The organism is Paraburkholderia agricolaris (assembly GCF_009455635.1).
GTDB lineage: Bacteria > Pseudomonadota > Gammaproteobacteria > Burkholderiales > Burkholderiaceae > Paraburkholderia > Paraburkholderia agricolaris.
The window spans coordinates 1,516,777-1,543,196 of record NZ_QPER01000001.1 but is presented as its reverse complement, the minus strand read 5'-3'; the positions used below and the strand labels follow the sequence as shown (position 1 = coordinate 1,543,196).

The following is a 26,420-nucleotide window of genomic DNA, read 5'->3' as shown; positions in this document are numbered from 1 at the left end:
ATAATGTCGGACTTTGCAGCGCCGCTTATCCCTGATTCGCGCCGCGCGCTTTTCATGTGCCGCCCCGTTTCCGATGAAAAGCGCCATCGCACGTGCCGCCCATGTCACGCGCGCCTGCGCTCTGTCCCGCTTTCCAAACTGCCCATCTCGACCGACCATGACTGCCAAACTGATCGACGGCCTAGCCCTTTCCAAGACCCTGCGCGCCGAAGTCGCCACGCGTGCCGCCGCCCTCACTGCTCGCGGCCATCAGCCGGGCCTCGCCGTGGTGCTGGTCGGCGACAATCCGGCCAGTGAAGTCTATGTGCGCAACAAGGTCAAGGCGTGCCACGACAACGGCCTCGGTTCGTCGTTCGACCGCTATCCGGCCGATCTGCCGGAAGCCGATCTGCTGGCGCGCATCGACGAACTGAATCGCGACCCGCTGATCCACGGCATTCTGGTGCAACTGCCGTTGCCGCCGCATATCGACAGCCACAAGGTGATCGAGGCAATCGCCCCGGAAAAGGACGTGGATGGTTTTCACGTCGCCAATGCCGGCGCGCTGATGACCGGCCGGCCGTTGTTCCGCCCTTGCACGCCGTACGGCGTGATGAAGATGCTGGCGGCTTACGAAATTCCGCTGCAAGGCGCGAACGCGGTGGTGATCGGCCGCTCGAACATCGTCGGCAAGCCGATGGCGCTGCTGCTGCTCGAAGCCGGTGCGACCGTCACGATCTGCCACAGCAAGACGCGCGATCTGGCCGCCCACACCCGTAACGCCGACGTGGTGGTCGCCGCCACCGGGCTGCGCAACATTCTCACCGCCGATATGGTGAAGCCGGGCGCAGCCGTGATCGACGTCGGCATGAATCGCGACGAAGCCGGCAAGCTGTGCGGCGACGTCGATTTCGCCGGCGTCAAGGAAGTGGCCGGTTACATCACACCGGTGCCGGGCGGCGTCGGTCCGATGACAATTACGATGCTGCTCGTCAATACGATCGAAGCCGCCGAGCGCGAAGCGGCGGCCAAGGCTTAAACACGCCCGCGCGTGCCGCCGGGGCGTCGAGGCGTCCTGCCCGGCACGCAAAAGGCTTTCCATGCCGTGCGGCCCGATCTGCCAATGCCGCATGGCAGCAATTCCCATCGCCCACTTTCCCACCGCGCGCAGCGACGCATCGCCGTCGACTAACGCGCGCGCGGCATCCGCTCTGCGCGCACAGTCGCGCGACATCTGATAATTTGTCTGCCGACGGATTGGAATCGGCGCGCCCTGCCCCAATAATGTCTCTATAGAGTGTCATCGGGGCGTTGCAGCGCGCGCCCGTCGATGCACCGATTACCCGTTCACCCGCGTCAGACAGGAAGCCTTATGTCCACTACCCCCTCGAAGCACGACAATCCGCTCCTCGATTTCTCCGACCTGCCGCGCTTTGGCGAAATTCGCCCCGAACACGTCACACCCGCGCTCGACGTGCTGCTCGCCGATGCGGCCGCCGCCGTCGAGCGCGCCGCCCAGCCGATTACGCCCGCCTCGTGGGCCGACGTGGTCGAGCCGGTGGAGCGCGCCACCGAACCGCTGTCGCGCGCCTGGAGCGTGGTCGGCCATCTGAACGCCGTGGCGGACACGCCGGAACTGCGCGCCGTATACGGTGAAAATCTGCCGCGCGTCACCGAATTCTGGTCGAGCGTCGGTCAGAATCTCGCGTTGTATGAGAAATACAAGGCACTGAACGCCAGCAGCGATTTCGCATCGCTGACCGGTGACCGTAAGAAGATCCTCGGCAATGCACTGCGCGATTTCCGCCTTTCGGGCGCGGAATTGCCCGAAGACCAGAAGCCGCATTTCGCTGAATTGCAGGAACGCCAGGCAGGATTGTCGAAAGCGTTTTCGGATCACGTGCTCGATGCGACGAACGCGTACGCTTACATCGTCGAGGCCGGCGATGAGGCGCAACTGGCCGGCCTGCCCGAAGACGTGATCGAAGCCGCGAAAGAAGCGGCCGAACGCGAAGGCAAGACCGGCTACAAATTCACGCTGCATTTCCCGTCGTATTTCCCGGTCATGCAGTACTCGGAAAACCGCGCGATGCGCGAAGCGATCTACCGCGCGTATGTGACGCGCGCCTCCGAGCTCGGCCCGCAATACGGCGGCGGCAAGCCCGAATGGGACAACACCCAGGTGCTTGCCGATCAGTTGAAACTGCGCGCCGAAGAAGCACACATGCTCGGCTACAACAACTTCGCCGAAGTCTCGCTCGCGCCGAAGATGGCCGAATCGCCGGCACAGGTGATGGCATTCCTCGAAGATCTCGCCACGCGCGCGCGTCCGCATGCCGAACAGGACTGGAAGGAACTGCGCGAATTCGCCGCGAGCGAACTCGGCATGAGCGACCTGCAGCCATGGGACATGACCTTCGCCGCCGAACGTCTGCGCCAGAAACGCTATTCGTTCTCCGAGAACGAGGTCAAACAGTACTTTCCGGAAGACGCCGTATTCAAGGGCCTGTTCAAGGTCACCGAAACGCTGTTCGGCGTGCGCATCCGTCGCGACGAAGCGGCCGTCTGGCACCCTGACGTGCGTTTTTTCCGCGTTGAGAATCAGGACGGCGGGCTCGTCGCCCAGTTCTATCTCGATCTGTATGCACGTGAAGGCAAACGCGGCGGCGCATGGATGGACGACGCACGCGGCCGCCACAAACACACGCACGGCGGCGTGCAAACGCCCGTGGCCTATCTGACCTGTAACTTCTCGGCACCGGTTGGCGGCAAACCGGCCTGCTTCACGCATGACGAAGTGATCACGCTGTTCCACGAGTTCGGCCACGGACTGCATCACATGCTCACGAAGGTGGATGAACTGGGCGTATCCGGTATCAACGGCGTCGAGTGGGACGCGGTTGAATTGCCGTCGCAATTCATGGAGAACTTCTGCTGGGAATGGGACGTTCTGAGCGACATGACCTCGCACGTCGACACCGCCAAGCCGTTGCCGCGCGATCTCTTCGACAAGATGCTCGCCGCGAAGAATTTCCAGAGCGGTCTCGGCACCTTGCGTCAGATCGTGTTCTCCATGTTCGACATGCAACTGCACACCGGTTTCGATGCGTCCGGTACGAAGAACGCGACCGAACTTGCGAGCGAGATCAACGAGCGTTTCCACGTGGTGCCGCAAGCTTCGTTCTCGCGCTGGCCGAATACGTTCAGCCACATTTTCGCGGGCGGTTATGCGGCGGGCTACTACAGCTACAAGTGGGCTGAAGTACTGTCTGCCGATGCGTACGCCGCGTTCGAAGAAGCCGCACAGGCAGCCAGCGGCAGCGTGCTCGATCAGACAACCGGCATGCGCTATCGCAAGGAGATTCTGGAAGTGGGCGGCAGCCGCCCTGCGATGGAATCGTTCAAGGCGTTCCGCGGCCGCGAGCCGAATATCGATGCCTTGCTGCGGCACAACGGCATGACGCCTGGCGCGGCGCATTGAGCTTGCGTTGATGCCTCGATAGTCGGCGTTGCGGACGGCGTCGACTTCAGGATAAAAGCCGGTGACCTGCATGAGCAGGCACCGGCTTTTCCTTTTCTCGCGCCGGCATGTCCTGCGCTCTGAGCGCTAGGCGCGATGCAGCTTGAAATCCACTTGCGCCGGACGCCCTTCCAGCGATAACGCGGCGCGCGCCGCAGGCGCACGGCTCACAACCTTGCCGCGGCTCACCACCGCAAGCCGCGCGGCGCGCAGGCGGATCGCTTCGACCGGATCGCGTGCGTCGAGCAGCACGAGATTGGCCGCGCTTCCCGGCGCGATGCCATAGCCTTCCAGACCGAGAATGCGCGCGGCATTCACCGTGACAGCGTCGAAACACGCATGCATGCCGTCGACACCCGTCATCTGCGCAACATGCAAACCCATGTGAGCAACTTCGAGCATGTCGCCCGAGCCGAGGCTGTACCACGGGTCCATCACGCAATCGTGACCGAACGCCACGTTGATGCCCGCCGCCATCATCTCCGGCACACGGGTCATGCCACGCCGTTTCGGATACGTGTCGCTGCGGCCTTGCAGGGTGATGTTGATCAACGGATTGGCGATCGCCGCGACGCCCGAGTCGCGCATCAGCGGCAGGAGCTTGCTGACGTAGTAGTTGTCCATTGAATGCATCGAGGTCAGGTGCGAACCGGCGACGCGCCCATGCAAACCGAGCCGGTGCGTTTCTGCAGCGAGCGTTTCGATATGGCGCGACAGCGGATCGTCCGATTCGTCGCAATGCATGTCGACGCGCAAGCCCCGCTCTGCCGCGAACTCGCACAACATGCGCACGGACTGCGCGCCGTCGGCCATCGTGCGCTCGAAATGCGGAATCCCGCCGATCACGTCGACGCCCATCGCAATCGCACGCTTGAGGTTCTCGAATGCGCCGGCACTGCGCAACACGCCGTCCTGCGGAAACGCGACCAGTTGCAGGTCGAGATACGGCGCGACACGACGCTTCACTTCGACCAGCGCCTCGACCGCGAGCAGGCGTGGATCGCATACATCCACATGACTGCGAATCGCCAGCAGACCACGCCCGACCGCCCAATCGCAGTACTGCAGCGCGCGCTCGATCAACGCCTCCTGCGTCAGGTGCGGCTTCAGTTCGCCCCACAGCGCGATGCCTTCCAGCAAGGTACCCGATGCGTTCACGCGCGGCAGACCGTATGAGAGCGTTGCGTCCATATGGAAATGCGGATCGACGAATGGCGGCGTAACGAGCGAACCGGCGGCGTCGATTTCTTCGCGTGCGCTCGCGGCCAGATTCGGTTCGACGGCGACGATGCGGCCCGCTTCGATGCCGATGTCGACCGGCTGCTTCTGCTGCGGCGCGGCGCTCGGTGGCAGCATTGCGTGGCGGATGATCAGATCCATGGTTCGCTCCCTGTTGCTGGTTGACCGCTATTCGAGTGACTACGATTCTATCGGTGTCAGAACTTGCGTGCCGGCGTTTTAACACGATGCCGTACCGGTGAGCAGAAGGGAATCCGTACCGGCTGCCGACACTGGCGCCCGCCTATACTCGATTTTTCGAACGTTCGATGCCGGAGTGTTCCGCGCCGGCTTCAGCACTCTCCTTCGGTGCACCACGGCCTGCATCACCCATCCACGGAGCAAGACCATGAAAACCATCGGCGTGATCGGCGGCATGAGCTGGGAATCGTCCACCGAGTACTACAAGCTCCTGAACCGTCATGCGAAGGCGCGTCTTGGCGGCCATCACAATGCTCGCAGCCTGATGCTGACGCTCGACTTCGCGCCGATCGAGGCCAGCCAGCGCGCCGGCGACTGGACCGCGCTCAGCGAACAGCTGGCCGATGCCGCGCGTCAACTCGAGCGAGGCGGCGCCGACCTTGTGATACTCGCGACCAACACAATGCATCGCGTGTATGAATCGATCGAGCAGGCGATCGAGATACCGTTCCTGCACATCGCCGATCCGACCGGCAACGCGCTGCGCGCCGCAGGAATCGAGCGGGTCGGCTTGCTGGGTACGCGCTATACGATGGAGCAGACGTTCTACACGGGGCGCCTGAACGAGCGTTACGGCCTCGAGACACTGGTACCCGATGAAGCGGGACGCGCGGATGTGCATCGCATCATCTACGACGAGCTGTGCCACGGCAAAGTGAACGATGCGTCGCGTGCGGTGTATCAGCGTGTGATCGAAGGGCTCGCTGCGCGGGGTGCGCAGGCGGTGATTCTCGGCTGCACGGAAATCACCCTGCTGATCAAGCCGGAAGATTCCGCGTTACCCGTGTTCGACACGACTGCGTTGCATGCGCAAGCTGCAGTGGAATGGGCGATCGGGCCGGACTGAATGCAAGCGCGTGCGCATGCACGAGAGACGTTAGAAGTTAAAAAGCCCGCTTAGCTTGCGCTAGCGGGCTTTCAACAATACTTGGTTGCGGGGGTAGGATTTGAACCTACGACCTTCGGGTTATGAGCCCGACGAGCTGCCAGACTGCTCCACCCCGCGTCAGAGAAAAAGAGTATATCGGGTCGTGTGCGAGACGTCAAACAATCCGGTGAAATAAGACTGAAATAATTGCCGACGAAGCTCAGCGCGTGTTCGTTCTCAAGCAGCATAGGGACGCTGCAAATGAGCGGAACACTCAGAGATCCTGGACCGTTGCGCCTTCTACCTTGCCGTCGATAATGTCCGCGCCGTACTGACTCGCGCTACGTTTCGCCACGCCGAAATCGGAGAACGTGGACGCCAGGACGAGACGGAATACGCGGCTCGCCTTCGAGCCGCTGATCGCGCCCGGCCGGCAGACGCGTACCGCAACGTCGTAACCTTCGGCATGACGCTTGTGACCGTCAAACTTGTCGAACTCCCGCGAGAACACCAGCGGATGCACTTCGAAGTCCTTATAAAGGGCTGGATAAGTTTGAGCCATGATGGATCCCCGATGCGCGTAGATGTGATCCCACTATACGCCGGGGCGTGACGCCGGCGCGCTTTTATTTTTCGCGGCCGCCGAGGCAATTTTCACGGTCGCCCGTCTCGCGCGATAAGATGCGGAACTATCGGAATCGACCCGCTCCCGCCACCCCGAATCCGGGCCGCCGGATGGAGACGGGGTAGCCGTTAAAGCGGAAAAAAGCAAAAATGCCGGGGCAGCACCCACAAAGCCTCGCTCAGCAAGAATGTGAGAACCTCATGAAAATCGCCACCTGGAACGTCAACTCCCTGAAAGTGCGTCTGCAACACGTCATCGACTGGCTCGAAACCAGCCAGACGGATGTGTTGTGCCTGCAGGAACTGAAGCTGACCGACGACAAATTCCCCCGCGCCGAGCTCGAAGAAAAAGGCTACCGGAGCTGGTTCGCGGGCCAGAAGACCTATAACGGCGTCGGCATCCTGGTGCGCGACGGCCTGAACGTCGACGAAACCGGCATCGTGCGCAATATCCCCGGGTTCGACGATCCGCAGCAACGCGTGATCGCCGCGACTGTCGAGGGCGTGCGCATCATCTCCGCGTATTTCCCGAACGGCCAGGCGCCGGGCACCGACAAATTCGCCTACAAGTTGAACTGGCTCACCGCACTGCACGACTGGGTCGCGAGTGAAATGGCGCAGCATCCGAAACTCGCGCTGCTCGGTGACTACAACATCGCGCCGGAAGATCGCGACGTGCACGATCCGAAAGCGTGGGAAGGTCAGAATCTGGTGTCGCCCGAAGAGCGCGCCGAGTTCGTGCGGCTGATCGAACTCGGTCTCGTCGATGCGTTCCGCCAGTTCGAGCAGCCGGAGAAGATCTACTCGTGGTGGGACTACCGGATGATGGCGTTCCGCCGCAACGCGGGGCTGCGTATCGACCACATTCTGCTATCGAAAGCGCTCGCCCCGCTATGCTCGTCGTGCGATGTCGACAAGGTGCCGCGCAAATGGGATCAGCCGTCGGATCACGCACCGGTCGTCGCGCAGCTTGGTTGAACATCGGCTGAACCCGCGACCGGCGAAGCTTACGCCGGCCCGTTCAGACAGCGCCACAGGAACTCGAACACCATCGCGTCATGCTCGGCCTGCTCCAGTTCATCGGAGCCGCCGTGCCCCCCTTCCGTGTTCTCGCGATACCAGACCCTTTGCGCACCCAGCGCCTGCATACGCGCGGCCATCTTGCGCGCGTGTCCGGGATGCACACGGTCGTCCGCTGTCGACGTAGTGAACAGCACCGGCGGATACGCCACGTCCGCACTCACGCGGTGATAGGGCGAGTAAGCCGCCAGCACGCGCGCCTCGCCGGGCTCGTCCGGATCGCCGTATTCATCGATCCATGACGCGCCTGCATGCAGCAGGTGATAGCGGCTCATGTCGAGCAGCGGCACCTCGCAGACCACCGCGCCGAACAACTCGGGCCGCTGCACCATGCACGCCGCGACCAGCAGGCCACCGTTGCTGCCGCCCTGAATGCCGAGTTGCGCCGCGCTGGTCACGCCTGTGCTGATGAGCGCCTCAGCCACCGCGATGAAATCGTCGAACGCGCGCTGCCGATGCTCGCCTTGCGCCGCCGTATGCCAGCGCGTGCCGAACTCGCCGCCGCCGCGAATATGCGCGACCACATAGACGCCGCCGCGCGCGAGCCAGCCAATGCCCTGCCCGGTCAGATAGCCCGGCAGCAGCGGAATCGCGAAACCGCCGTAGCCGTTGAGCAGGCATGGACGCGGCGGCTGTGCGGCGTCTTGTGCAACCCGCGGGCCGATCACGGTATACGGCACTCGTGTACCGTCCGTCGAAACCGCATGTCCACGCGTCACCGCGAACGGTGCCGCATCGAACTGAGTCGGCCAGCGGTCGAGCAAGGTCCAATCGGTCAGGTCGTCCTGCGCGAGATCGGCGAGCCAGTACGCAGGCGGCTGCAAATAATCGTCGGTATCGACGAATACTTCATCGTTCAGCGTCGGCTCGACGGGCGAGACATCGGCTTGCACGTCGTCACCCGAAGGAAAGAGGCGTTGCTGCCAATGCCAGGTCTGATCCGCCGCTTGCGACGGAATCCACAGCGAGGTCTTGCTCTGTACCTCCTCCAGGTACGACACGATCAGGTAATTGCGCGTGTGCGTCCACTCGCAGGCGGAGGTTTGCGCGGTCGGCGTGAAAAGCGGCACCACGTCGCGCTCGCCACGCAGGAACGCGGCTTCGCGAATCGCCAGCAACGCGCCGCCCGGATAGCGCACACCGTTGCAGTCCCAATCGAGGCGCGGCTCGAGCAGCAGCCAGCCCTCCCAGCCACCTGCAGCGACGTGCGACGGCAAGTCGTACTGTCGCCAGACATCGGCACCGTTCGCCGCGCCCTCAGCCCTCTCGAGGTAATACGTGTGCGAGTCGAAGAAATCGACGCTGCTCACCACCGTGTGGCGCTGCTCGAGCGGATCGTAGTGCGCCTCCACGCCGATGTCGCCGAACGCCCCCTTGAAGACCACCGGCGCATCCGCCAGCGCACTGCCCCGCGCCCAACGCCGCACTTCGCGCGGATAGCCGGAGCGCGTCAGCGTCTTGCGGCCATTGTCCCAGCCGACATACAGCGTATCCCGATCGATCCACGACGCCGTGTGCTTGCCGGCCTTCGCAATCACGAAACCGTCGTCGACAAAACGTTGCGCGTCGATGTCGAACTCGCGTACCACCAACGCATCCGAGCCGCCCGGCGACAGTGTGATCAGCGCACGATCGCCATCCGGATAAAGAATGTCGAGCTCGGCACAGACCCACGGCGTCCCTTCGGCCGCGCCGAGCGCGTCGAAGTCGAGCAGGTTCTGCCAGACCGGCGCGCCACTGCGCCAGGCCGCCCACGTCGTGCGTCGCCAGATGCCCTTGGGATTGCGTTCGTCCTGCCACAGATCGTAGGCCCAGTCCTTCCAGCGATCGGGAATGACCGGACGCTCACGCGGCAGATAAGCATCGGCAAGCCGCTGTTTGAGCGACTCGAATTCCGCGCCGCTGCACCACGCGGCACGCGTGCGTGCATTCTGCGCCTCGACCCATGCGAGCGCGCCGGGGTCGTCGAGCGCCTCGAGCGACAGAAAGGGATCGGGGGAAAGCGGCCAGGAGAAAGGACCGGGAGAAACGGGAGGAGCGGGAGGAACGGGAGAAGCAGGCATCGTCAGCTGTCGAATGAGAACAGCGTCAATTATGCCTTGCGTGAGCCTGAACGCCTTTGAAGCGACGAGCGGGAGCGGCTGGCGCCGCCCCTCACCCGCAACCCTCAGGGCTCGAGATTGAGTTCCTGAATCTTGCGCGTAATCGTATTGCGACCGATGCCGAGGCGCTCCGCCGCCTCCACCTTGCGTCCGCGCGTGAAGTCCAGCGCCTCGCGAATCACCGCCGCTTCGAAACGGCGCGCAAGTTCGTCCATGACGTCGGCCGCATTCTCGCGCAGCATCCGCGCGACTTCCGTGCGCAAGCCGCCTTCCCAGGCGGCGACGGCGGTCGCGACAGGCATGCCGGCAGCGCCGGCCGGATGCGTGAGCGCGCTGCCGCCGTTGATCGGCGCGCCACCGGCAAGGCCTGCTTCACCCGTGCCGGTCACGCCGCTGCCGCCGGCCGCGAAATCGCTTACACCGGGCTGCGCGGGCCCCAGATCGGGCGGCAAGTCCTTGATCTCGACGGTCTGCGCCGGCGCCATCACCGTGAGCCAGTTGGCGAGATTCTCCAGTTGACGCACGTTGCCCGCAAACGGCAGCGAGGCCAGATAAGCGAGCGCATCTTCAGACACGCGCTTCGGCTCCACGCCCAGATCGCGCGCGCTCTTTTGCAGGAAATGCCGCGTGAGCAACGGAATGTCTTCGCTGCGTTCGCGCAATGCCGGCAGGCGCAAGCGGATCACATTGAGGCGGTGATACAAATCCTCGCGGAACAAACCCTGCCGCACGCGCGATTCGAGATTCTGGTGCGTCGCCGCGATCACGCGCACATTGGCGCGCAACGGATTGTGGCCACCGACGCGGTAGAACTGTCCGTCCGAGAGCACGCGCAACAGGCGCGTCTGCAAATCGAACGGCATGTCGCCGATTTCATCGAGAAACAGCGTACCGTTTTCGGCCTGCTCGAAGCGCCCCTGGCGCATGGCCTGCGCGCCGGTAAACGCACCGCGCTCGTGACCGAACAGTTCGGACTCCAGCAGATCCTTCGGAATCGCCGCCGTATTCAACGCGATAAACGGACCGTTCGCGCGTGGGCTATGTCGGTGCAACGCGCGCGCGACAAGTTCCTTCCCGGTGCCTGATTCGCCGGTAATGAGCACGGTAGCCGCGGAATGCGACAGCCGGCCGATCGCACGAAACATGTCCTGCATCGCCGGCGCCTGGCCGAGCATTTCCGGTGCATCGGCGACGCGGTCGTCCCACGTCTGCTCGCCGCGCATACTTTCGTCCACCGCGCGGCGGATCAGTTCGACCGCCTTGTCGACGTCGAACGGTTTGGCGAGGTATTCGAATGCACCGCCCTGGAATGCGGCGACCGCGCTGTCCAGGTCCGAGAAGGCAGTCATGATGATGACGGGCAAACCCGGCACCTTGTCGCGAACGGTCTGCAGCAGTTCAAGGCCGGAGCCGCCAGGCATCCTGATGTCGGAGACCAGCACCTGGGGGCTTTCGTGATCGAGCGCCGCGGAAGCCTCGCGCACGTTCGCGAAGCTGCGGGTCGCGAAGTTTTCGCGAGCGAGCGCTTTTTCGAGCACCCAGCGAATCGATTGATCGTCGTCTACTATCCAGATCGGCTTCATATAGGTCGGTCAGAAGTCTTGAAGGAGCCCCCAAACCTGTCGCTTTGCGCCAGGCCCCCGAGGGGGCGAGAAAACTTGGGGCGGCCCGGCGTTTTCTCACTGGGTCTGTGGTGTTAGCAGTCGAGCGGCAGCAGAATCTGAAACTCGGTATGGCCCGGCCGGCTTTCCACTTCGATCAGTCCGTCGTGTTGTTGCACGAAGGTCTGCGCGAGCGTCAGGCCAAGACCGCTACCGTCCTCGCGCCCCGAAACGAGCGGGTAGAAAATGCGGTCACGGATTTCCTCGGGAATGCCAGGTCCGTTGTCAGTGATATGCAAGTCCAGTGCCAGCTTACATAAGCGTTTCGACACAGTGATCTTGCGTGCAATACGCGTGCGCAATTCGATGCGCGCGTCGCCTTGCGAAATGCGTTCACGCAATGCTTCAGCCGCATTGCGCACGATATTCAGCAGCGCCTGAATCAGTTGCTCCTTGTCGCCACGCAGGTCCGGCACGCTCACGTCGTAATCGCGTTCGATCGTGAGACCGCGCGGAAACTCCGCGAGAATCACCTGGCGCACGCGCTCACATACCTCGTGAATATTCACGTCGCCGACGATATGCGGATGACGGTGCGGCTCCAGCAAGCGATCGACCAGAGTTTGCAGCCGGTCCGATTCCTTGATGATGACCTGCGTGTACTCGCGCAACTCGTCGCGCTCACGCTCACCAAGTTCGAACTCGAGCAGTTGCGCCGCGCCGCGAATCCCGCCGAGCGGATTCTTGATCTCGTGCGCGAGATTCCTGATCAGTTGTTTGTTGACTGCCGTGAGGTCATTGATGCGCTCCTCACGATCAGAGCGTAAATGCCGCTCGTTCTCGAACAGTTCGAGCAGCACGTAGTCTTGCGCGCTTTCCAGAAAACCGACGACCGCATGCACATGCAGCGGCTCATGGCCCGGGCGCTCGAGTATGGCGTCCAGATGGGTCGCGTGAAAACGGTTGGCAGCAATCGCGGAGATGGTCTCGACCAGTTCGCTGGCATTCGAGAAGATGTCCTGCCACGCCATCTGCGTCAGTTGCCTACGCGACAACTCGAGCATCGATTCTGCCGATGGGTTCGCAAACACCACGCGCAGCGTGCGCTTTTCGAGCACCAGCACGACCGTGGGCAATGCCTCGAAGCCCGGCAGCAAACCGGAGCTCACTAGCTGAGCGTCCTCCGACAGCGTCTGCTCGTGCCCTTTCCTTGCCTTCATCAGATTCTTCAGAACCATCTTGCAGTCTGGCCGATAGGAGATGGTGATAAATCAGGTGTACCGCTTATTGCCCTGCTTCGATTGCTTCTACGCCGCGCACGTCATAAGCAGACGCCTTCGGGTCCAACAAAAAAGGGACGGCGCCGCCGTCCCTTCGTGACCGATCGCGAGCGTCGGGCAAAACGCTTCGCCGTTTGAAGGGCGAAGCGCCATTGCCGCTTACAGCGAGTAGTACATTTCGAATTCGATCGGGTGCACCGACTGACGATAGCGTTGCAGCTCGCCCGTCTTCAGTTCGATGTACGCGTCGAGCATCGAATCCGTGAACACGCCACCGCGCGTCAGGAATTCGCGGTCCGCGTCGAGTGCGTCGAGCGCCTGGTCGAGGCCGGCGCACACGGTCGGGATCTTTGCATCCTCTTCCGGCGGCAGGTCGTACAGGTTCTTGTCGGCAGCTTCGCCCGGGTGAATCTTGTTCTGCACGCCGTCCAGACCCGCCATCATCAGCGCGGAGAAGCACAGGTACGGATTCGCCAGCGGATCCGGGAAACGCGTTTCGATACGGCGGCCCTTCGGGTTCGACACGTGCGGAATGCGGATCGATGCCGAACGGTTGCGAGCCGAGTAAGCCAGCTTCACCGGTGCTTCGAAGTGCGGCACGAGACGCTTGTACGAGTTCGTACCCGGGTTCGTGATCGCGTTCAGCGCGCGAGCATGCTTGATGATGCCGCCGATGTAGAACAGCGCGAATTCCGACAGACCTGCGTAACCGTTGCCTGCGAACAGGTTCTGGCCGTCTTTCCAGATCGACTGGTGAACGTGCATGCCCGAACCGTTATCGCCAACCACCGGCTTCGGCATGAACGTAGCCGTCTTGCCGTACGTGTGCGCGACGTTGTGGATGATGTACTTCATTTGCTGCAGCCAGTCAGCGCGTTGCACCAGCGTCGAGAACTTCGTGCCGATTTCGTTCTGGCCTTGACCCGCGACTTCGTGGTGGTGCACTTCGACCGGGATGCCGATCTGTTCGAGCAGCAGGCACATTTCCGAACGGATGTCCTGGAACGTGTCGACCGGAGCGACCGGGAAGTAGCCGCCCTTCGTGCCCGGACGGTGGCCGGTGTTGCCGCCTTCGAATTCCTTGGCCGACGACCACGGTGCTTCTTCCGAACCGATCTTGATGAAGCAGCCCGACTGATCCGTGTTCCACTGGACCGAGTCGAAAATGAAGAATTCCGGTTCCGGACCGAAGAAGGCCGTGTCGCCGAGGCCGGTGCTCTTCAGATACGCTTCAGCGCGCTTTGCCAGCGAACGCGGGTCGCGTTCGTAGCCCTTGCCGTCAGCCGGTTCGACGACGTCGCAGGTCAACACGAGGGTCGACTCTTCGTAGAACGGGTCGATAAAGGCGGTGTTCGCGTCCGGGATCAGCAACATGTCCGAGGCTTCGATGCCCTTCCAGCCGGCAATCGACGAACCGTCAAACGCATGGCCGCTTTCGAACTTGTCTTCATCGAATGCCGACACCGGCACCGAAACGTGTTGCTCTTTGCCGCGCGTGTCGGTGAAACGGAAGTCGACAAACTTGACGTCTTCGTCTTTGACGAGTTGAACGACGTCGGCCACGGATTTACTCATAACCTATCTCCTGATTAACGAATTCGGCGGATTCAGCCGCCGCCCAATCTAGCTGACCCATCCCGGCGCGTCCACCCCTGGATCGTTGAGGATGAACATAAAAGCCCGCTGGAATAAATCGATCGGCACCAATAAAGCAGCTTCTGTGCCATGTATGCGCCAACCCGGCGCAAAACCGCACGGCGCGCGCGTTTGCAGGGAATAGACGCACCGAACAACATGCAGTCATGAAATCTTTAGCCCATGAAATGCACCGAACTAGTGCATCAGCTAAATAAGCAACGAGCAGCATCTTTATCTTGGTGCATTTCCGGAAGTATGCACCACAACGGGGCGTTTGCTCATTCGCCTCGGACAGTCCGGATGCTGGATCCGAACCGCATGCGCGCCACACGCCGCGCGCTAGAATGGTCATTTGGTCCGAAGGAGGTTTGCGCTCATGAGCACGCTCGAACAGTTGTACGCCCAGGCGGAAAAAACGCCGCACCGAGAACCAGTTGCCCTATGCGGGCGCGGTGTCGCCTGCCGAGGCGTTCGAACTGCTGCAACTCGATCCGCGCACGCGTCTCATCGACGTGCGCACCCGTGCCGAACTCGATTGGGTCGGCCGGCCGGTTATCGGCGACGGGCAATACGCGCATGTTGAATGGACACGCTATCCGGGCGCCGTGCCGAACCAGGAATTCCTTCAGCAACTGAGCCAGGCAGCCTCGCCCGACACGCCCGTGCTGTTTTTGTGCCGCAGCGCCGCGCGCTCCAAGCTCGCCGCCATCGCCGCCACCCAGGCGGGCTATGCGAAGGCGTACGACCTGCTGGAAGGCTTCGAAGGCGACAAGGACGGCCAGGGGCATCGGAAGACGGTATCGGGCTGGTGTTTTCGCGGTTTGCCCTGGATCGGCGCCTGATCGTACGGGCGACCGGCGGGACAATTAGACGCATCGTCGGCGCTGCATGTGACAGGCCGATGATGCATGGAGTCTTATCAGTTTAGCCCGATGAGGAATGGGCGCGAACGCGCCCGGACTACCTTCGGTGTAGGCGGCGAACCGGCTGCAGCTCAGCCCTGCGCCTTACCCGCAGCCGCTTCCGGCTCGACAATATCGCCGCCCAGCAGGTGCACGCCCTCGCGCAGCTTGACGAACGCCGCCGCCACCGCTTCGGGCTCGCCCTTCACGCCCAGATCGATGTGATGCCGCGCATACACGCCGCCGCGCTCCGCATCGCCGACGCTCGGCAGACTGAACACCCGCACGCCCGGAAAGTCACGTTCGATCTTTTCCATCAACGGCGTGAGGCGCGACTCCGGCAGCTCGAACACCAGCAGCGACTTTTCCGCGTGCGGCATCGCGTGATGCAGATGTGCATACTGGGTATCCAGCACCCACTCGATCATCGGCCACGCCATCACGGGGAAGCCCGGCACGAAGTAATGCTCCTTGATCGAGAAGCCCGGAATCTTGTTGTAGCCGTTCGGAATGATGGACGCGCTCTGCGGAAACGTGCCCATGTTCAGACGATGCCGGTTCTCCGGCGTTTCCAGATCCAGCGGTGTAGCCGAGTTCGCCGGATGCATGTCGCGGATGCGCTCCTGAATCAGCTTCGCGGCTTCCGGATGCAGGGTGAGCGGCACGCCTAACGCCGCCGCCGCGCATTGACGCGTGTGGTCGTCCGGGGTGGCGCCGATGCCGCCCGTTGAAAACACGATGTCGCCCGATGCAAACGTGCGCCGCAGCGTCGCGGTGATGCGCTCCGGATCGTCGCCGATGTACTCCGCCCAGCCGAGCGAGAGCCCACGCGCGCCCAGCAATTCGATGACCTTCGGCAAATGCTTGTCGATACGCCTGCCCGACAGGATTTCATCGCCGATGATGATGACGCCAAATGCCATTGCCGCCTCTTTCATTTAATCAGTAAGGAACCGGCGCGTGCCGCGCGCCGTGCTCTTCCGCGCGCATGCGTTGAAGCGCGCGCAGACAGTAGTGACTGAACCACAATGCCGAAAACACGAGGATGAACGCGTAGATCCAGATCGTCACCGCGGTGATCACCGGGAACAGCACGATCAGCCAAACCGACGAGGCCCATAGCAGCGTCGGCAGCGAACCCAGCAGGCCGCTGGCGATGCCGATCAGCAGCAGCGGCAGCCGGAAGCGCCGTACCAGTGCACGCCGTTCGTCGCGCGTCGCATGCAGCGCGAGCGCGTCGTAGCTCATCACGCGATAGGTCAGCCAGCCCCACAGCAGCGGCGGAATCAGCGCAAAAAACGGTGGCACCAGCCAGAGCGGCAGCGTGACGATCAGCAGCACCAGACACACCAGCGTGGTCCACAACGCCTGACCGAGGCTACCGTACCACGTTCCGCCGTGACGCATTTCAAGGCTCGCGAATTGCCGTGCCGACAGAAAGCGGACCACCGCCGGCATCGACAGCGTAGCGATCAGCAGCAACACGCTGACGACGATTAGCGGAATCGCCACCGCGATCACAATGAAAGGCGCAACGGCCGCGTGCAACGCCGAAAAACCGAGCCAGTCGAAGAGCCGATAAAGCGTGGCCGTGAGCGACCAGGTGTCGAGCCACGAACGGGTCGCGCCGATCAGCGACTGCCAGGAAAACCACAGAATCACGCCCCACCCGACCGTTGCCGCGAGAAACGGCATGAAGGTCAGCCAGAGCATGCGCGGGTGGAGCGCGTTGGTGAGCGCGCGTCCGAACGAGCGCAACAAATCATTCATGCGAGCCAGTGCCGGTGAACGAAACCATGGAACAAAGAAAATAGCGAAACGAACCGGGATACGGACCGGGACGTGGACCGGAGTGCGGACCAGAAACAGATCCGGCAACTGGCCCAGCAAGAAGCCCGGAAGCGAACCACGGAACGCACGCGCGAACGTGCACAGGATAAACCACGTGGCGCGCCGCCGGGGAAACCGGCCGCGCGACAAGAAGCAGGGGCAAGCAGGAGGAAGCGGAAGAACCCGGCAGAAGCAGGCAGCAGCGGGCGGAAGAATGTTCAGACTGCGGCGGCGTCGTTGCCTTTGGCACGCCGTTTCGCCGAAAGCCGCCCGGCGATGCGCACAAAAGCAAGCCAGTGTTGCGCCCAGAAACCGTTGCCATAACGGCGCCCTTCGAGTTGATCGCGAATGCCGGTCGGCTCCATTTCACGGCTCCACGACACGCTGCGGAACATCATGTCCCACCACGGGAACAGCACGCCGAAGTTGCAGCCGTACCTGAGCCCTTCGTGACCATAGCCGATCGCGTGATGCCGGCGATGGAAGGTCGGACTGACCAGCAGGCGCTCGCCAAGCCAGCCGAAGTACAGACGGATATTCGCGTGCTGCACGCTCTGCGCGAGGTTGGTGATCGCCACCAGCACGACAAATTGCGACGGCGGCACGCCGATCACCAGCGCGATCGTCGCGAAAAACGACGCCTGCAAGAGATCGTCGAGCAAGTGGTTACGGTCGTCGGTCCACAGCGACATCTGCTGCTGGCTGTGATGCACCGCGTGCAGCTCCCACCACACACCGATCCGATGTTGCCAGCGGTGATACCAGTAACCGGCGAAATCGAGCACCAGCAGGTACATCACGAAGGTGACGAGCGGCTGCGTGGTGACGCCTGGCCACAGATTGTCGAAATTGACGTTCGCGATGTCGTGCAGCCGCAGCCAGGCCTGCACGTTGTCGAAGAGCGGTTGCAGCGCGAAGAAGAAGAACAGGTTGAGAATGCCGAGCTTGGCGATCCAGGTGTAGATCACGTCGACCCGCACCGCCTTGCGGTTCTCCCACTGCTCGACCGGGCGCAGCGCCTCGAGCGGGCGCAGCACCGCGTACATCGCCAGCACTTCGAGCACGCCGACGATCACCCAATACAGGCTGTCGTAAGTGTCCTCGTCGTAATCCATCAGATCGAAACGGAACAGCAGCGGCTGCACCACGTCGACGTACAGCAGCGTCTGCAAGGCCGAGACGAAACTGTCGAGAGACGAAAAAATCAGTTGGAACATGGTGCTGGCCTGGTTACTTCATTCGTGGCGGCTGATCCCGCGTTACGCGCCGTTCGGCGCCGTCACCGGCGCGCGATTGAAGAAATAGATGCCGTGCGGCGAACGGCCGACGGCAATCGTCTGGATCAGCTTACGCGTAGTCAGGTCGATGATGCCAACGTGCTTCGCGAAACGGAACGTCACCCACAGATAGCGTTTGTCGGCGGATAGTTCCATGTCGTCCGGGCCCGGCATCAGACCGGTAATGTCGCCGACGTTGGTGAGCGTGTCCTCGTCGATGATGCTGATCGTGCTCGCGACGCGGTTCGACACCGCCACGTGCCTGCCGTCGGCCAGCGAGCGGAAGTTATGCGCGCCCTTGCCGGTCTGGATCGTCTTGACGACCTTCTGGTTACGCCAGTCGACCACCGCGACGTAATCGGCGCCGGTCATGCCGACCAGCAGGTACTTCTCACCCGGTGTCATCCACAGGCCGGCCGGCACCTTGCCGACCTTCATTTTCCACTTGACGGTTTGCGTGGCCAGATCGATCGCGGCCAGTTCGCCCGACACCTGCAGCGTGACGAATACCGTTTTACTGTCGTTGGTGAACGCCATGTGGCTCGGCATGACCGCGAGCGGCAGCCGCGACGCCAGCGTCATCTGGTTCTTCGCGTTGTCGTAGTGATAGATGTCGAGGCGATCGAGACGCAGCCCGGTGGTAACGAGCCACTTGCGGTCGGGCGAAAAGCCGATCTGATACGGATCCTCGATGTTCTCGACCCAGCGCTGCACCTTGCCCGACTTCGGATCGACGAACATCAGATTGTTCGACACCGAATTCGCGACGATCAGCGACGAATTGTCCGGCGTGGCCATCAGGTGATGCGGTTCCTTGCCCGTCGGCACGGTGCCGACGACCTGATGGGTTGTCTCGTCGATCAGGCTCAGCGTGGCTTCGCCGGAATTGAGCACGATCACGTTGTTGGCGTGGGCCGCCGGAGAAAAAAAGCCTGCGGCGGCAACCACGGCCGCACCCGCGGCGAACGTGGCAGTCAAGCCGGGAAGAAAAAATTTACGCATGAAAACTCACTTCGGAGAACAGCCGACATTGTAGAACGATTGCCGTGACCAGCGGTTGATGTGGATGCAGGTGGATGCGGGTGACTGCGGGTAACGGATGAGGAAGAAACACAGGACTTGAACACGAGTTCGTCCATTGGCTAACGGTGCACGCCTTGACGCGCTCCCGATAGTTTCAGATTTAACAGACGAGGATTATTTTTTCTTAATTAACCAGGGTCTACGCCAAGACAAAAAAGGATCATTCCTTAATTCACTCAATTAACAATAAATTCATCAGAATTAAATCCACAATAATTACTGATTTTTGATTCAATTAGGAATTGGCTTATTCCGCCGCTTCCCGCCCGCACCGGACAATCCCGTCGTTCATCGCCCAACATTCAATCTCCATGAACATCAGGGCATGAGACCGGCGATTCAACGCGCAGCCACTTTTCAGAGCACGAAAACGAATGACAGAAAATACGTTATTCGCGGTGCTTTATTACGCGCAATAAACAAGGGCGATGACGCCTTTCGAATCGCCCTCATTTCACGCGATGTTCACGTTCGTCATTCCGAGGAGCGTTTTAAGAATATGAATAAGATTTACCAATCAGGCTGGTGGTGTGAAACCTCAGGAACGAGAGTCGCCGTCGCCACGGCCGTGCTATGGGCGAGTGTGCCCACCGCCCACGCCGCGGGCACCGCCGCCACACTATATTTCGACGCCAGCGGCTCCGGTCCCTCGCAATTCGAAGCCTACGCGGCGCCAAACATGTCGGCACTCGCAGCCGGCATGAAGGCCTACGCCAGCGGCCCGAACTCGGTCGCGTTGGGGGTGCTGGCAAGCGCCACGGGCCTGAGCGCGGTCGCGCTCGGCCACGAGGCGCTTGCGCAGCAGTCCGGCGCCTTCGCCGGCGGCATGCGCGCGTCAGCCATTGCCGTCAATAGCACGGCCCTCGGCGCGCTGGCTTCGGCAACTGACACAGGGGCGACCTCGCTAGGCGCGCAAGCCAACGCCTCGGCCGAAGCGGCCACCGCAATCGGCTTCGGCGCCGTAGCCAACGCGCGCGGTGCGACGGCGTTCGGCAGCGGCGCCGGCGCTGCCGGCAGGTCCGCCGTCGCGCTCGGTGACAGTGCCAGGGCCAGCGCGGCCACCAGCGCCGCGCTCGGCGCAAACGCATGGGCCCTGCACGACAACAGTGTGGCGCTCGGCGCCGGCTCCGCCACCCTGTTCGGCGCGCAAACCGGTTACCGCGCGTTCGGCCTCGCGACTGCGCAAAATTCGAATGGCGAAGTGAACATCGGCAATCGCACCATGAGCGGCCTCGCGGCCGGCTCGGCCGATCAGGATGCCGTCAATGTCGGCCAGCTAAAGGCGCTCGCCGATGCTGGCAAGCCGCGCTACTTCAAGGCCGACGGCGCGGACAACGGCACCGACGACGCATCCGCTCTCGCCGGCACGAATGCGCTTGCAGCCGGCAGACTCGCGTCCGCCACGGCGACGGAAGCGGTCGCGATAGGCGCGGGCGCGACCGCGAGCATGGGGGGCGCCATCGCGCTCGGCAGCAACGCCGGTGCCACAGGCGTCGCCGCCATCGCAATCGGTAACGCCGCCCGCGCCACCGGAACAGACAGCCTCGCGCTGGGCGATAACGCGTGGGCCATCCACGGCAACAGTGTGGCGCTCGGCGCCAGTTCCGTGACCCGATTCGGCGCGCAGACGGGCTATACCGCGTATGGCCTGGCGGTTCCACAGAACTCGATGGGGGAAGTCAACGTCGGCAACCGCACGATCAGCAGTCTCGCCCCGGGCCGCGACGATCGCGACGCGGTCAATGTCGCGCAACTCAAAGCGGTCGCCGCCCAGGCGGATGCCGCCGCCGTCAAAGTCGACGGCGCCCTCATGTACGACACCAACGCCGACGGCACGGTGAACCGGAACAGCGTCACGCTGGGTGGCGACGCCGCAAGCGGCGCCACCGTGCTCCACAACGTCGCGAACGGCGTGGATGCTACCGACGCCGTCAATCTCGGCCAGTTAAATGCGGCCATCAGTGGCGCGGTCAGCAACATCGCCGTCAATACGGCCGATCCGTTCTTCGGCGCGCAAGGCGATAGCAATACGGAAGGTGCGCTGGCCAGCGGCACGCATGCCGTCGCTGCAGGCGCGAATGCGCAAGCCACGGGTACCAACGCGGTAGCGGCGGGCGCGAGCGCGCTAGCCACGGGCACCAATGCGGTGGCGGCGGGCGCGAACTCCGTTGCGAGCGGCAACAACGCCACCGCGCTCGGCGCTTCGGCGAACGCCGGCGCCGACAACTCGGTCGCGTTGGGCCAAGGCTCGGTCGCGGATCGGGCGAATACGGTATCGGTCGGCGCAGCGGGGCAGGAGCGGCAGATCACCAACGTCGCGGCCGGCGTGCAAGGCACAGACGCGGTCAACGTCAATCAGTTGCAACAAAGCGTGAGCGGCGCCGTCGGTCAGGCCAACAGCTATACCGACGACCAGATCCGCTCGGCCCGCCGCGATTCGTATGGCGGCACGGCCGCGGCGCTAGCCGTCGCGGGCCTGCCGCAAGCGGTGCTGCCGGGTCGCGGCATGGTTGCAATGGCCGGCGGCACCTATGGGGGTCAATCGGCGGTGGCAATCGGCGTGTCGCAACTGTCTGAAACGGGCAAGTGGGTCTACAAGGTGCAAGGCACGTCCGACTCGCGCGGCCAGTTCGGCGCGTCGCTCGGCGCCGGCATGCATTGGTAAGCCGCACACCCAGGAAGCAGGATCGGTGCGATCCGGGCCGGTCACGGTGATGACTTTAGCGTTGTCGTCATGGCAGCGAGCTGGCGCGGGTCCGGAAGGGCCCGCCCCCTTACGCGCGATGCCATTCTCACAAGGAGTGGTGTTGCGCGCTTTTTTACGCGCAATACTGCGCGACTCACGCCGCCAGGATGGAGCAAATGCATGCCCCACCCCAAGCGCCGCTCAGCGTTGCATCGACTCCCACACCTTGTGAAGGCGCTTCACCGATACCGGCATCGGCGTCCGCAACTCCTGCGCGAACAGCGAAATCCGCAACTCCTCCAGCAACCAGCGAAATTCCGACAAACGCGGATCCAGCACGCCGCCGCGTTGCGCCAGCGCGCGCTGGTAATTCTGCTGGAGCGGCTGAAATTCGGCGAATTGCCGGGCGTCGCGCGCCGGGTCCGCCTTCAGCTTGTCGACGCGCAGCGCCATACCCTTCAGATAGCGCGGGAAATGCGCCAGTTGCGGATACGGCGTGTCGACTACAAAGCGCTTGCCGATCAGCCCGTCGAGCTGATTCTGCATGTCCGCATACGGCGTCGTGAACGACTTGGCCTGCACCAGTTTCTTCGTCACCGTGGCGTATTCATTCAGAATCTGCCCGACCAGCCGCGAGATTTCCTGAGCCAATAACGTCAGACGGCTGCGGCCCTCGTCACGGCGCGTGTGGAAACTGACGTCGTCGTCGGGCAGCGGATCCTGCAAACACGCGCGATCGAGCGCGGTGTCGATCAGTTGATCGCGCAGCTCCTCCTGGGTGCCGCGCGGCATGAACTGCATCGCCATTTCGCGCAGACCCGGGAGGTTCTTCTCCAGGTATTTGATCGGCTCTTTCAGTTGCAACGCGAACAATCGACGCAGCCCGGCGCGATGGATACGCGCGGCTTCATCGGGTGAATCGAACACTTCGACATCGCAATGCGTGCCGCGGTCGACAAGCGCCGGATAGCCAAACAATGTCTGGCCGCCGCGGCGAATTTCCAGCAACTCGGGGAGTTTGCCGAAATTCCACGTCGTCAGCTTTTCGTACAGCGCGGTGCCTTGCGTGCCGTCTTGCGACGCGGTTTGCGGACCAGGTACGGCAGCGCTCTTACCGCGCAATCCCGCGCGATCCGCACCACCCGAACCGCCGGCTTGCACACCGGCGGCCACCCCACCGCCGCCGCCCGCATCCGCCAACGCTATCCCGGCCGCCCCCGACGCGATCTTCTGGAAATGCTGCTGCGCCTGGCCGCCGAGTTCGGCGCGCAGTTGCGACAGGTTGCGGCCCATCGCGAGCTGGCGGCCATGCTCGTCGATCACCTTGAAGTTCATGAACAGATGCGGTGTCAGCGTCTCGAGCTTGAAGTCCGCTTGCTTCATCGCGACCTGGGTCTGCTCGCGAATGTCCGCAATCAGCGACTCGAGCAAACCGCCCGCGCCGAAGCGCGGGCCGCTGTGCCGCTCGACGAAACCCGCCGCGAACTCAGGCAGCGGCACGCAATGACGCCGCAGCTTCTGCGGCAGCGATTTCAGCAGCAGTTGCGTCTTCTCTTTCAGCATGCCGGGCACGAGCCATTCGCAGCGTCGCGCGTCGACCTGATTCAACGCATACAGCGGCACCGCGAGCGTCACGCCGTCGCGCGGCGAACCGGGTTCGAAGTGATAGGTGAGCATCATCTCGACGCCCGCCATCGTCATCCGCTTCGGGAACAGATCGGTCGTCACCCCGGCGGCTTCGTGCCGCATCAGATCGTCGCGCGACAGATACAGCAGGCGCAGCTTGTCTTCCTGCTGGCCGCTCTTTTTCAGCTCATCGCGATACCAGCGCTCGAACGACGCCCCCGTGTAAATGCCTTGCGGAATCGCCTGGTCGTAGAAGCCGAAGATCAGTTCGTCGTCGACCAGCACGTCCTGACGGCGCGACTTGTGTTCCAGTTGCTCGATATCGGCGAGCAGCTTGCGGTTATGCGCGAAAAACGCCAGCTTCGTATCGAATTCGCCTTCCACCAGCGCACCGCGAATGAACAGCTCGCGCGCCCGCGACGGGTCCTGCTTGCCGAAGCTCACGCGCCGCCGGTGATAGATCGGCAGGCCGTACAGCATCGCGCGCTCGAACGCCGACACCTGTGCCGCGCGCTTCTCCCAATGCGGCTCCGAGAGCGATTTTTTCAACAGATGCGAGCCGATCTTCTCGATCCACTCCGGCTCGATCTTCGCGATACAGCGCGCGTACAGCCGGCTCGTTTCGACCAGTTCCGCGGCCATCACCCACTTGCCGGCCTTCTTCACCAGCGCGGAACCCGGCCACAGGTAGAACTTGATGCTGCGCGCGCCGAGGTAATACGGTTCATCGTCGGCTTTCAGGCCGATGTTGCCGAGCAGGCCGGTCAACAGCGCCAGATGGATCTGCTCGAAGGTCGCTTCGGCTTCGTTCAGACGCCAGCCGTGTTCACGCACCACGGTCAGCAGTTGCGAATGCACATCGCGCCATTCGCGCAGCCGCAGTTGTGACAGGAAGTTCTTGCGGCACTCGTCGTGCAACTGCTTGTTCGACTTCTTGTGCGCGATCGCTTCTTCGAACCAGTTCCAGATTTTCAGCCACTGGAGGAATTCGGAGCGCTCGTCAGCGAAACGGCGATGCGCCTGATCGGCCTGCTCCTGCGCTTCGATCGGCCGGTCGCGCGGGTCCTGCACCGACAACGCGCTGGCAATGATGAGCACTTCCTTGAGCGCCTGCTGATCGCGCGCGGCGAGAATCATCCGGCCGATGCGCGGATCGAGCGGTAATCGCGCGAGCTCTCGCCCAAGCGGCGTGAGCTGGTTGTCGTCGTCGACCGCGCCGAGTTCGTTGAGCAGCTGATAGCCATCGGCAATCGCGCGGCCCGGCGGCGGCTCGATGAACGGAAACGTTTCGATCGCCGTCAGGTGCAGCGACTTCATCCGCAAAATCACCGACGCCAGCGATGAGCGCAAGATTTCCGGATCAGTGAAGCGCACCCGGCCCTGAAAGTCGCTTTCCTCATACAGACGAATGCAGACGCCGTCGGCCACCCGGCCGCAACGCCCTGCCCGCTGATTCGCGGCGGCTTGCGAAATCGACTCGACCTGCAGCTGTTCGACCTTGTTGCGGTACGAGTAGCGCTTCACGCGCGCCAGACCCGTGTCGACCACGTAGCGAATCCCGGGCACCGTCAGCGAGGTTTCGGCGACGTTGGTGGCCAGCACGATGCGGCGCGCGTTCGACGTGCGGAACACGCGTTCCTGTTCCGCGGCCGAGAGGCGCGCGAACAACGGCAGAATTTCCGTGTGCGGCGGATGGTGCTTGCGCAGCGCTTCGGCGGCATCGCGAATTTCGCGCTCGCCGGGCAGGAACACCAGCACATCGCCGGGACCTTCGCGGCACAGTTCGTCGACGGCGTCGACGATCGCTTCCATCAGATCGCGGTCCGTCTCGCGCTGGGTTTTCGGCCGCTCGCGCGCTTCGCGCGACGCTGTCGAAGTTCCTTGCGCCGCCTTCACCGCCGGACTGTCTTCCACGACTGGCCGGTAACGCACTTCGACCGGATAGAGCCGCCCGCTTACTTCGATCACCGGCGCGGGTTTCTCGTCGCTGCCGAAATGGCGCGCGAAACGGTCGGCGTCGATCGTCGCCGAGGTCACGATCAGCTTCAGATCGGGACGCTTGACGAGAATTTCCTTCAGATAGCCGAGCAGAAAATCGATGTTCAGGCTGCGCTCGTGCGCTTCGTCGATGATCAGCGTGTCGTACGCGTTGAGCAGCGGATCGGTCTGCGTTTCGGCGAGCAGAATGCCGTCGGTCATCAGCTTGACCGACGCGCCCGGCGACAGGTTATCGGTGAAACGCACCTTGTAGCCGACCACTTCGCCGAACGGCGTGCCGAGTTCTTCCGCAATCCGGCGGCCCGTTGCCGATGCCGCGATCCGGCGCGGCTGCGTATGGCCGATCAGACCGGTGCCGCCCGCGCCGAGACCCCGCCCGAGTTCGAGGCAGATTTTCGGCAACTGGGTCGTCTTGCCCGAACCGGTCTCACCGCAGACGATCACGACCTGATTCTGCGCGATCGCGCGTGCGATCTCCTCGCGGCGGCCGGAGACCGGCAGCGCTTCGGGGAACGTGATCGGCGGAATCGGATTCGGCTCGACGACACGCCGCGGGCGTGGCGGGCGAGCTTCACGGCGCGCATTGCGCCCGGCTTCGTCCGTTTGCGGCGCTTTTTGAGCGGGCGCAGCGGCTTCGCGACGGCCGCCCTGAGGGGGATTTTTCCTGGGCGCGGGCGCTTGCGCGTCGTCCGCGCCACGACGCGGCTCGCGCACCGTTTTCGGCGCGTTGCGGTTCGCGTCCTGCGCATGGCGGCGCTGCGTGTCGCCGGCGTTCTTCGGATCGGCGGCCGGCGCTGAATTCTCGTTCGCCGTAGCGGGACTTTTGGGTACATTCGACATGGGGGCG

16 protein-coding genes, 1 tRNA gene and 1 pseudogene are annotated in these 26,420 nt (G+C 63.0%); 6 read left to right on the top strand and 12 right to left on the bottom strand.

What is annotated here, in order from left to right:
- Nucleotides 1-157 precede the first annotated feature (157 nt).
- Both folD and GH665_RS07045 read left to right on the top strand, forming a co-directional pair.
- On the top strand, nucleotides 158-1,018 hold the full coding sequence (folD, locus tag GH665_RS07050) for a bifunctional methylenetetrahydrofolate dehydrogenase/methenyltetrahydrofolate cyclohydrolase FolD (RefSeq protein WP_153135258.1): 861 nt from the start codon (nucleotides 158-160) through the stop codon (nucleotides 1,016-1,018).
- Between the two features lie 333 nt (nucleotides 1,019-1,351).
- Nucleotides 1,352-3,460, top strand: coding sequence for a M3 family metallopeptidase (locus tag GH665_RS07045; RefSeq protein WP_153135257.1), 2,109 nt, complete (start codon nucleotides 1,352-1,354; stop codon nucleotides 3,458-3,460).
- 126 nt (nucleotides 3,461-3,586) lie between these two features.
- Here GH665_RS07045 and GH665_RS07040 read toward each other — a convergent pair whose 3' ends face one another.
- On the bottom strand, nucleotides 3,587-4,879 hold the full coding sequence (locus GH665_RS07040) for an amidohydrolase family protein (RefSeq protein ID WP_153135256.1): 1,293 nt from the start codon (nucleotides 4,877-4,879) through the stop codon (nucleotides 3,587-3,589).
- 247 nt (nucleotides 4,880-5,126) lie between these two features.
- On the opposite strand from GH665_RS07040, the gene GH665_RS07035 reads away from it, so the two are divergent.
- Nucleotides 5,127-5,825, top strand: a complete 699-nt coding sequence (locus GH665_RS07035) for an aspartate/glutamate racemase family protein (protein ID WP_153135255.1) — start codon at nucleotides 5,127-5,129, stop codon at nucleotides 5,823-5,825.
- 82 nt (nucleotides 5,826-5,907) lie between these two features.
- Here GH665_RS07035 and GH665_RS07030 read toward each other — a convergent pair.
- Together GH665_RS07030 and GH665_RS07025 are read right to left on the bottom strand one after the other, a co-directional pair.
- Nucleotides 5,908-5,984 (bottom strand) — tRNA-Met (locus GH665_RS07030).
- A 136-nt stretch (nucleotides 5,985-6,120) separates the two neighbouring features.
- Nucleotides 6,121-6,408 (bottom strand): hypothetical protein, encoded by a 288-nt coding sequence (locus tag GH665_RS07025; protein ID WP_028199471.1) that lies wholly within the window; start codon nucleotides 6,406-6,408, stop codon nucleotides 6,121-6,123.
- Nucleotides 6,409-6,671: 263 nt separating this feature from the next.
- On the opposite strand from GH665_RS07025, the gene xth reads away from it, so the two are divergent.
- Nucleotides 6,672-7,448 carry an exodeoxyribonuclease III gene (gene xth, locus GH665_RS07020; RefSeq protein ID WP_153135254.1) on the top strand — a complete coding sequence of 259 codons (777 nt, stop codon included), beginning with the start codon at nucleotides 6,672-6,674 and terminating at the stop codon, nucleotides 7,446-7,448.
- Nucleotides 7,449-7,477: 29 nt separating this feature from the next.
- On the opposite strand, the gene GH665_RS07015 is transcribed toward xth, so the two are convergent.
- The 4 genes from GH665_RS07015 to glnA form a co-directional block, all read right to left on the bottom strand.
- The gene (locus tag GH665_RS07015) at nucleotides 7,478-9,613 is read right to left on the bottom strand and encodes a prolyl oligopeptidase family serine peptidase (protein WP_153135253.1); all 2,136 of its coding nucleotides are present in this window, start codon (nucleotides 9,611-9,613) and stop codon (nucleotides 7,478-7,480) included.
- A 104-nt stretch (nucleotides 9,614-9,717) separates the two neighbouring features.
- Nucleotides 9,718-11,235, bottom strand: a complete 1,518-nt coding sequence (gene ntrC / locus GH665_RS07010; RefSeq protein ID WP_153135252.1) for a nitrogen regulation protein NR(I) — start codon at nucleotides 11,233-11,235, stop codon at nucleotides 9,718-9,720.
- 113 nt (nucleotides 11,236-11,348) lie between these two features.
- Nucleotides 11,349-12,491, bottom strand: a complete 1,143-nt coding sequence (gene glnL, locus GH665_RS07005) for a nitrogen regulation protein NR(II) (protein WP_153135251.1) — start codon at nucleotides 12,489-12,491, stop codon at nucleotides 11,349-11,351.
- Between the two features lie 201 nt (nucleotides 12,492-12,692).
- Nucleotides 12,693-14,108: a type I glutamate--ammonia ligase gene (glnA, locus tag GH665_RS07000; protein ID WP_153135250.1), complete on the bottom strand. Its 1,416-nt coding sequence runs from the start codon at nucleotides 14,106-14,108 to the stop codon at nucleotides 12,693-12,695.
- A 439-nt stretch (nucleotides 14,109-14,547) separates the two neighbouring features.
- Between glnA and GH665_RS06995 the strand changes: the two are divergent.
- Nucleotides 14,548-15,013, top strand: a pseudogene (locus GH665_RS06995) (rhodanese-like domain-containing protein).
- Between the two features lie 152 nt (nucleotides 15,014-15,165).
- Here the strand turns inward: GH665_RS06995 and GH665_RS06990 are convergent.
- The 4 genes from GH665_RS06990 to GH665_RS06975 all read right to left on the bottom strand — a co-directional run bounded on the left by GH665_RS06990 (nucleotide 15,166) and on the right by GH665_RS06975 (nucleotide 19,182).
- Nucleotides 15,166-15,996, bottom strand: coding sequence for a competence/damage-inducible protein A (locus GH665_RS06990; protein ID WP_153135249.1), 831 nt, complete (start codon nucleotides 15,994-15,996; stop codon nucleotides 15,166-15,168).
- Between the two features lie 19 nt (nucleotides 15,997-16,015).
- The gene (locus tag GH665_RS06985) at nucleotides 16,016-16,843 is read right to left on the bottom strand and encodes an EI24 domain-containing protein (RefSeq protein ID WP_153135248.1); all 828 of its coding nucleotides are present in this window, start codon (nucleotides 16,841-16,843) and stop codon (nucleotides 16,016-16,018) included.
- 278 nt (nucleotides 16,844-17,121) lie between these two features.
- Nucleotides 17,122-18,120 (bottom strand): sterol desaturase family protein, encoded by a 999-nt coding sequence (locus GH665_RS06980; RefSeq protein WP_153135247.1) that lies wholly within the window; start codon nucleotides 18,118-18,120, stop codon nucleotides 17,122-17,124.
- Nucleotides 18,121-18,162: 42 nt separating this feature from the next.
- On the bottom strand, nucleotides 18,163-19,182 hold the full coding sequence (locus GH665_RS06975) for a YVTN family beta-propeller repeat protein (RefSeq protein ID WP_153135246.1): 1,020 nt from the start codon (nucleotides 19,180-19,182) through the stop codon (nucleotides 18,163-18,165).
- 580 nt (nucleotides 19,183-19,762) lie between these two features.
- Here GH665_RS06975 and GH665_RS39400 point away from each other — a divergent pair.
- Nucleotides 19,763-21,928: a YadA family autotransporter adhesin gene (locus GH665_RS39400; RefSeq protein WP_281357211.1), complete on the top strand. Its 2,166-nt coding sequence runs from the start codon at nucleotides 19,763-19,765 to the stop codon at nucleotides 21,926-21,928.
- A gap of 222 nt (nucleotides 21,929-22,150) precedes the next feature.
- On the opposite strand, the gene hrpA is transcribed toward GH665_RS39400, so the two are convergent.
- Complete coding sequence (gene hrpA / locus GH665_RS06965) at nucleotides 22,151-26,413, bottom strand: ATP-dependent RNA helicase HrpA (protein ID WP_153135244.1); 4,263 nt, start codon at nucleotides 26,411-26,413, stop codon at nucleotides 22,151-22,153.
- Nucleotides 26,414-26,420 lie beyond the last annotated feature (7 nt).

Excerpts from the sequence above, each read along its gene's own strand:
- GH665_RS07040 (WP_153135256.1), bottom strand. The coding sequence starts at position 4,879 with ATGGATCTGATCATCCGCCACGCAATGCTGCCACCGAGCGCCGCGCCG.
- GH665_RS06975 (WP_153135246.1), bottom strand. The coding sequence starts at position 19,182 with ATGCGTAAATTTTTTCTTCCCGGCTTGACTGCCACGTTCGCCGCGGGT.
- GH665_RS07015 (WP_153135253.1), bottom strand. The coding sequence starts at position 9,613 with ATGCCTGCTTCTCCCGTTCCTCCCGCTCCTCCCGTTTCTCCCGGTCCT.
- GH665_RS07045 (WP_153135257.1), top strand. The coding sequence starts at position 1,352 with ATGTCCACTACCCCCTCGAAGCACGACAATCCGCTCCTCGATTTCTCC.
- xth (WP_153135254.1), top strand. The coding sequence starts at position 6,672 with ATGAAAATCGCCACCTGGAACGTCAACTCCCTGAAAGTGCGTCTGCAA.
- glnA (WP_153135250.1), bottom strand. The coding sequence starts at position 14,108 with ATGAGTAAATCCGTGGCCGACGTCGTTCAACTCGTCAAAGACGAAGAC.
- ntrC (WP_153135252.1), bottom strand. The coding sequence starts at position 11,235 with ATGAAGCCGATCTGGATAGTAGACGACGATCAATCGATTCGCTGGGTG.
- GH665_RS06990 (WP_153135249.1), bottom strand. The coding sequence starts at position 15,996 with ATGGCATTTGGCGTCATCATCATCGGCGATGAAATCCTGTCGGGCAGG.
- hrpA (WP_153135244.1), bottom strand. The coding sequence starts at position 26,413 with ATGTCGAATGTACCCAAAAGTCCCGCTACGGCGAACGAGAATTCAGCG.
- glnL (WP_153135251.1), bottom strand. The coding sequence starts at position 12,491 with ATGGTTCTGAAGAATCTGATGAAGGCAAGGAAAGGGCACGAGCAGACG.
- GH665_RS39400 (WP_281357211.1), top strand. The coding sequence starts at position 19,763 with ATGAATAAGATTTACCAATCAGGCTGGTGGTGTGAAACCTCAGGAACG.
- GH665_RS06980 (WP_153135247.1), bottom strand. The coding sequence starts at position 18,120 with ATGTTCCAACTGATTTTTTCGTCTCTCGACAGTTTCGTCTCGGCCTTG.
- GH665_RS06985 (WP_153135248.1), bottom strand. The coding sequence starts at position 16,843 with ATGAATGATTTGTTGCGCTCGTTCGGACGCGCGCTCACCAACGCGCTC.
- GH665_RS07025 (WP_028199471.1), bottom strand. The coding sequence starts at position 6,408 with ATGGCTCAAACTTATCCAGCCCTTTATAAGGACTTCGAAGTGCATCCG.
- GH665_RS07035 (WP_153135255.1), top strand. The coding sequence starts at position 5,127 with ATGAAAACCATCGGCGTGATCGGCGGCATGAGCTGGGAATCGTCCACC.
- folD (WP_153135258.1), top strand. The coding sequence starts at position 158 with ATGACTGCCAAACTGATCGACGGCCTAGCCCTTTCCAAGACCCTGCGC.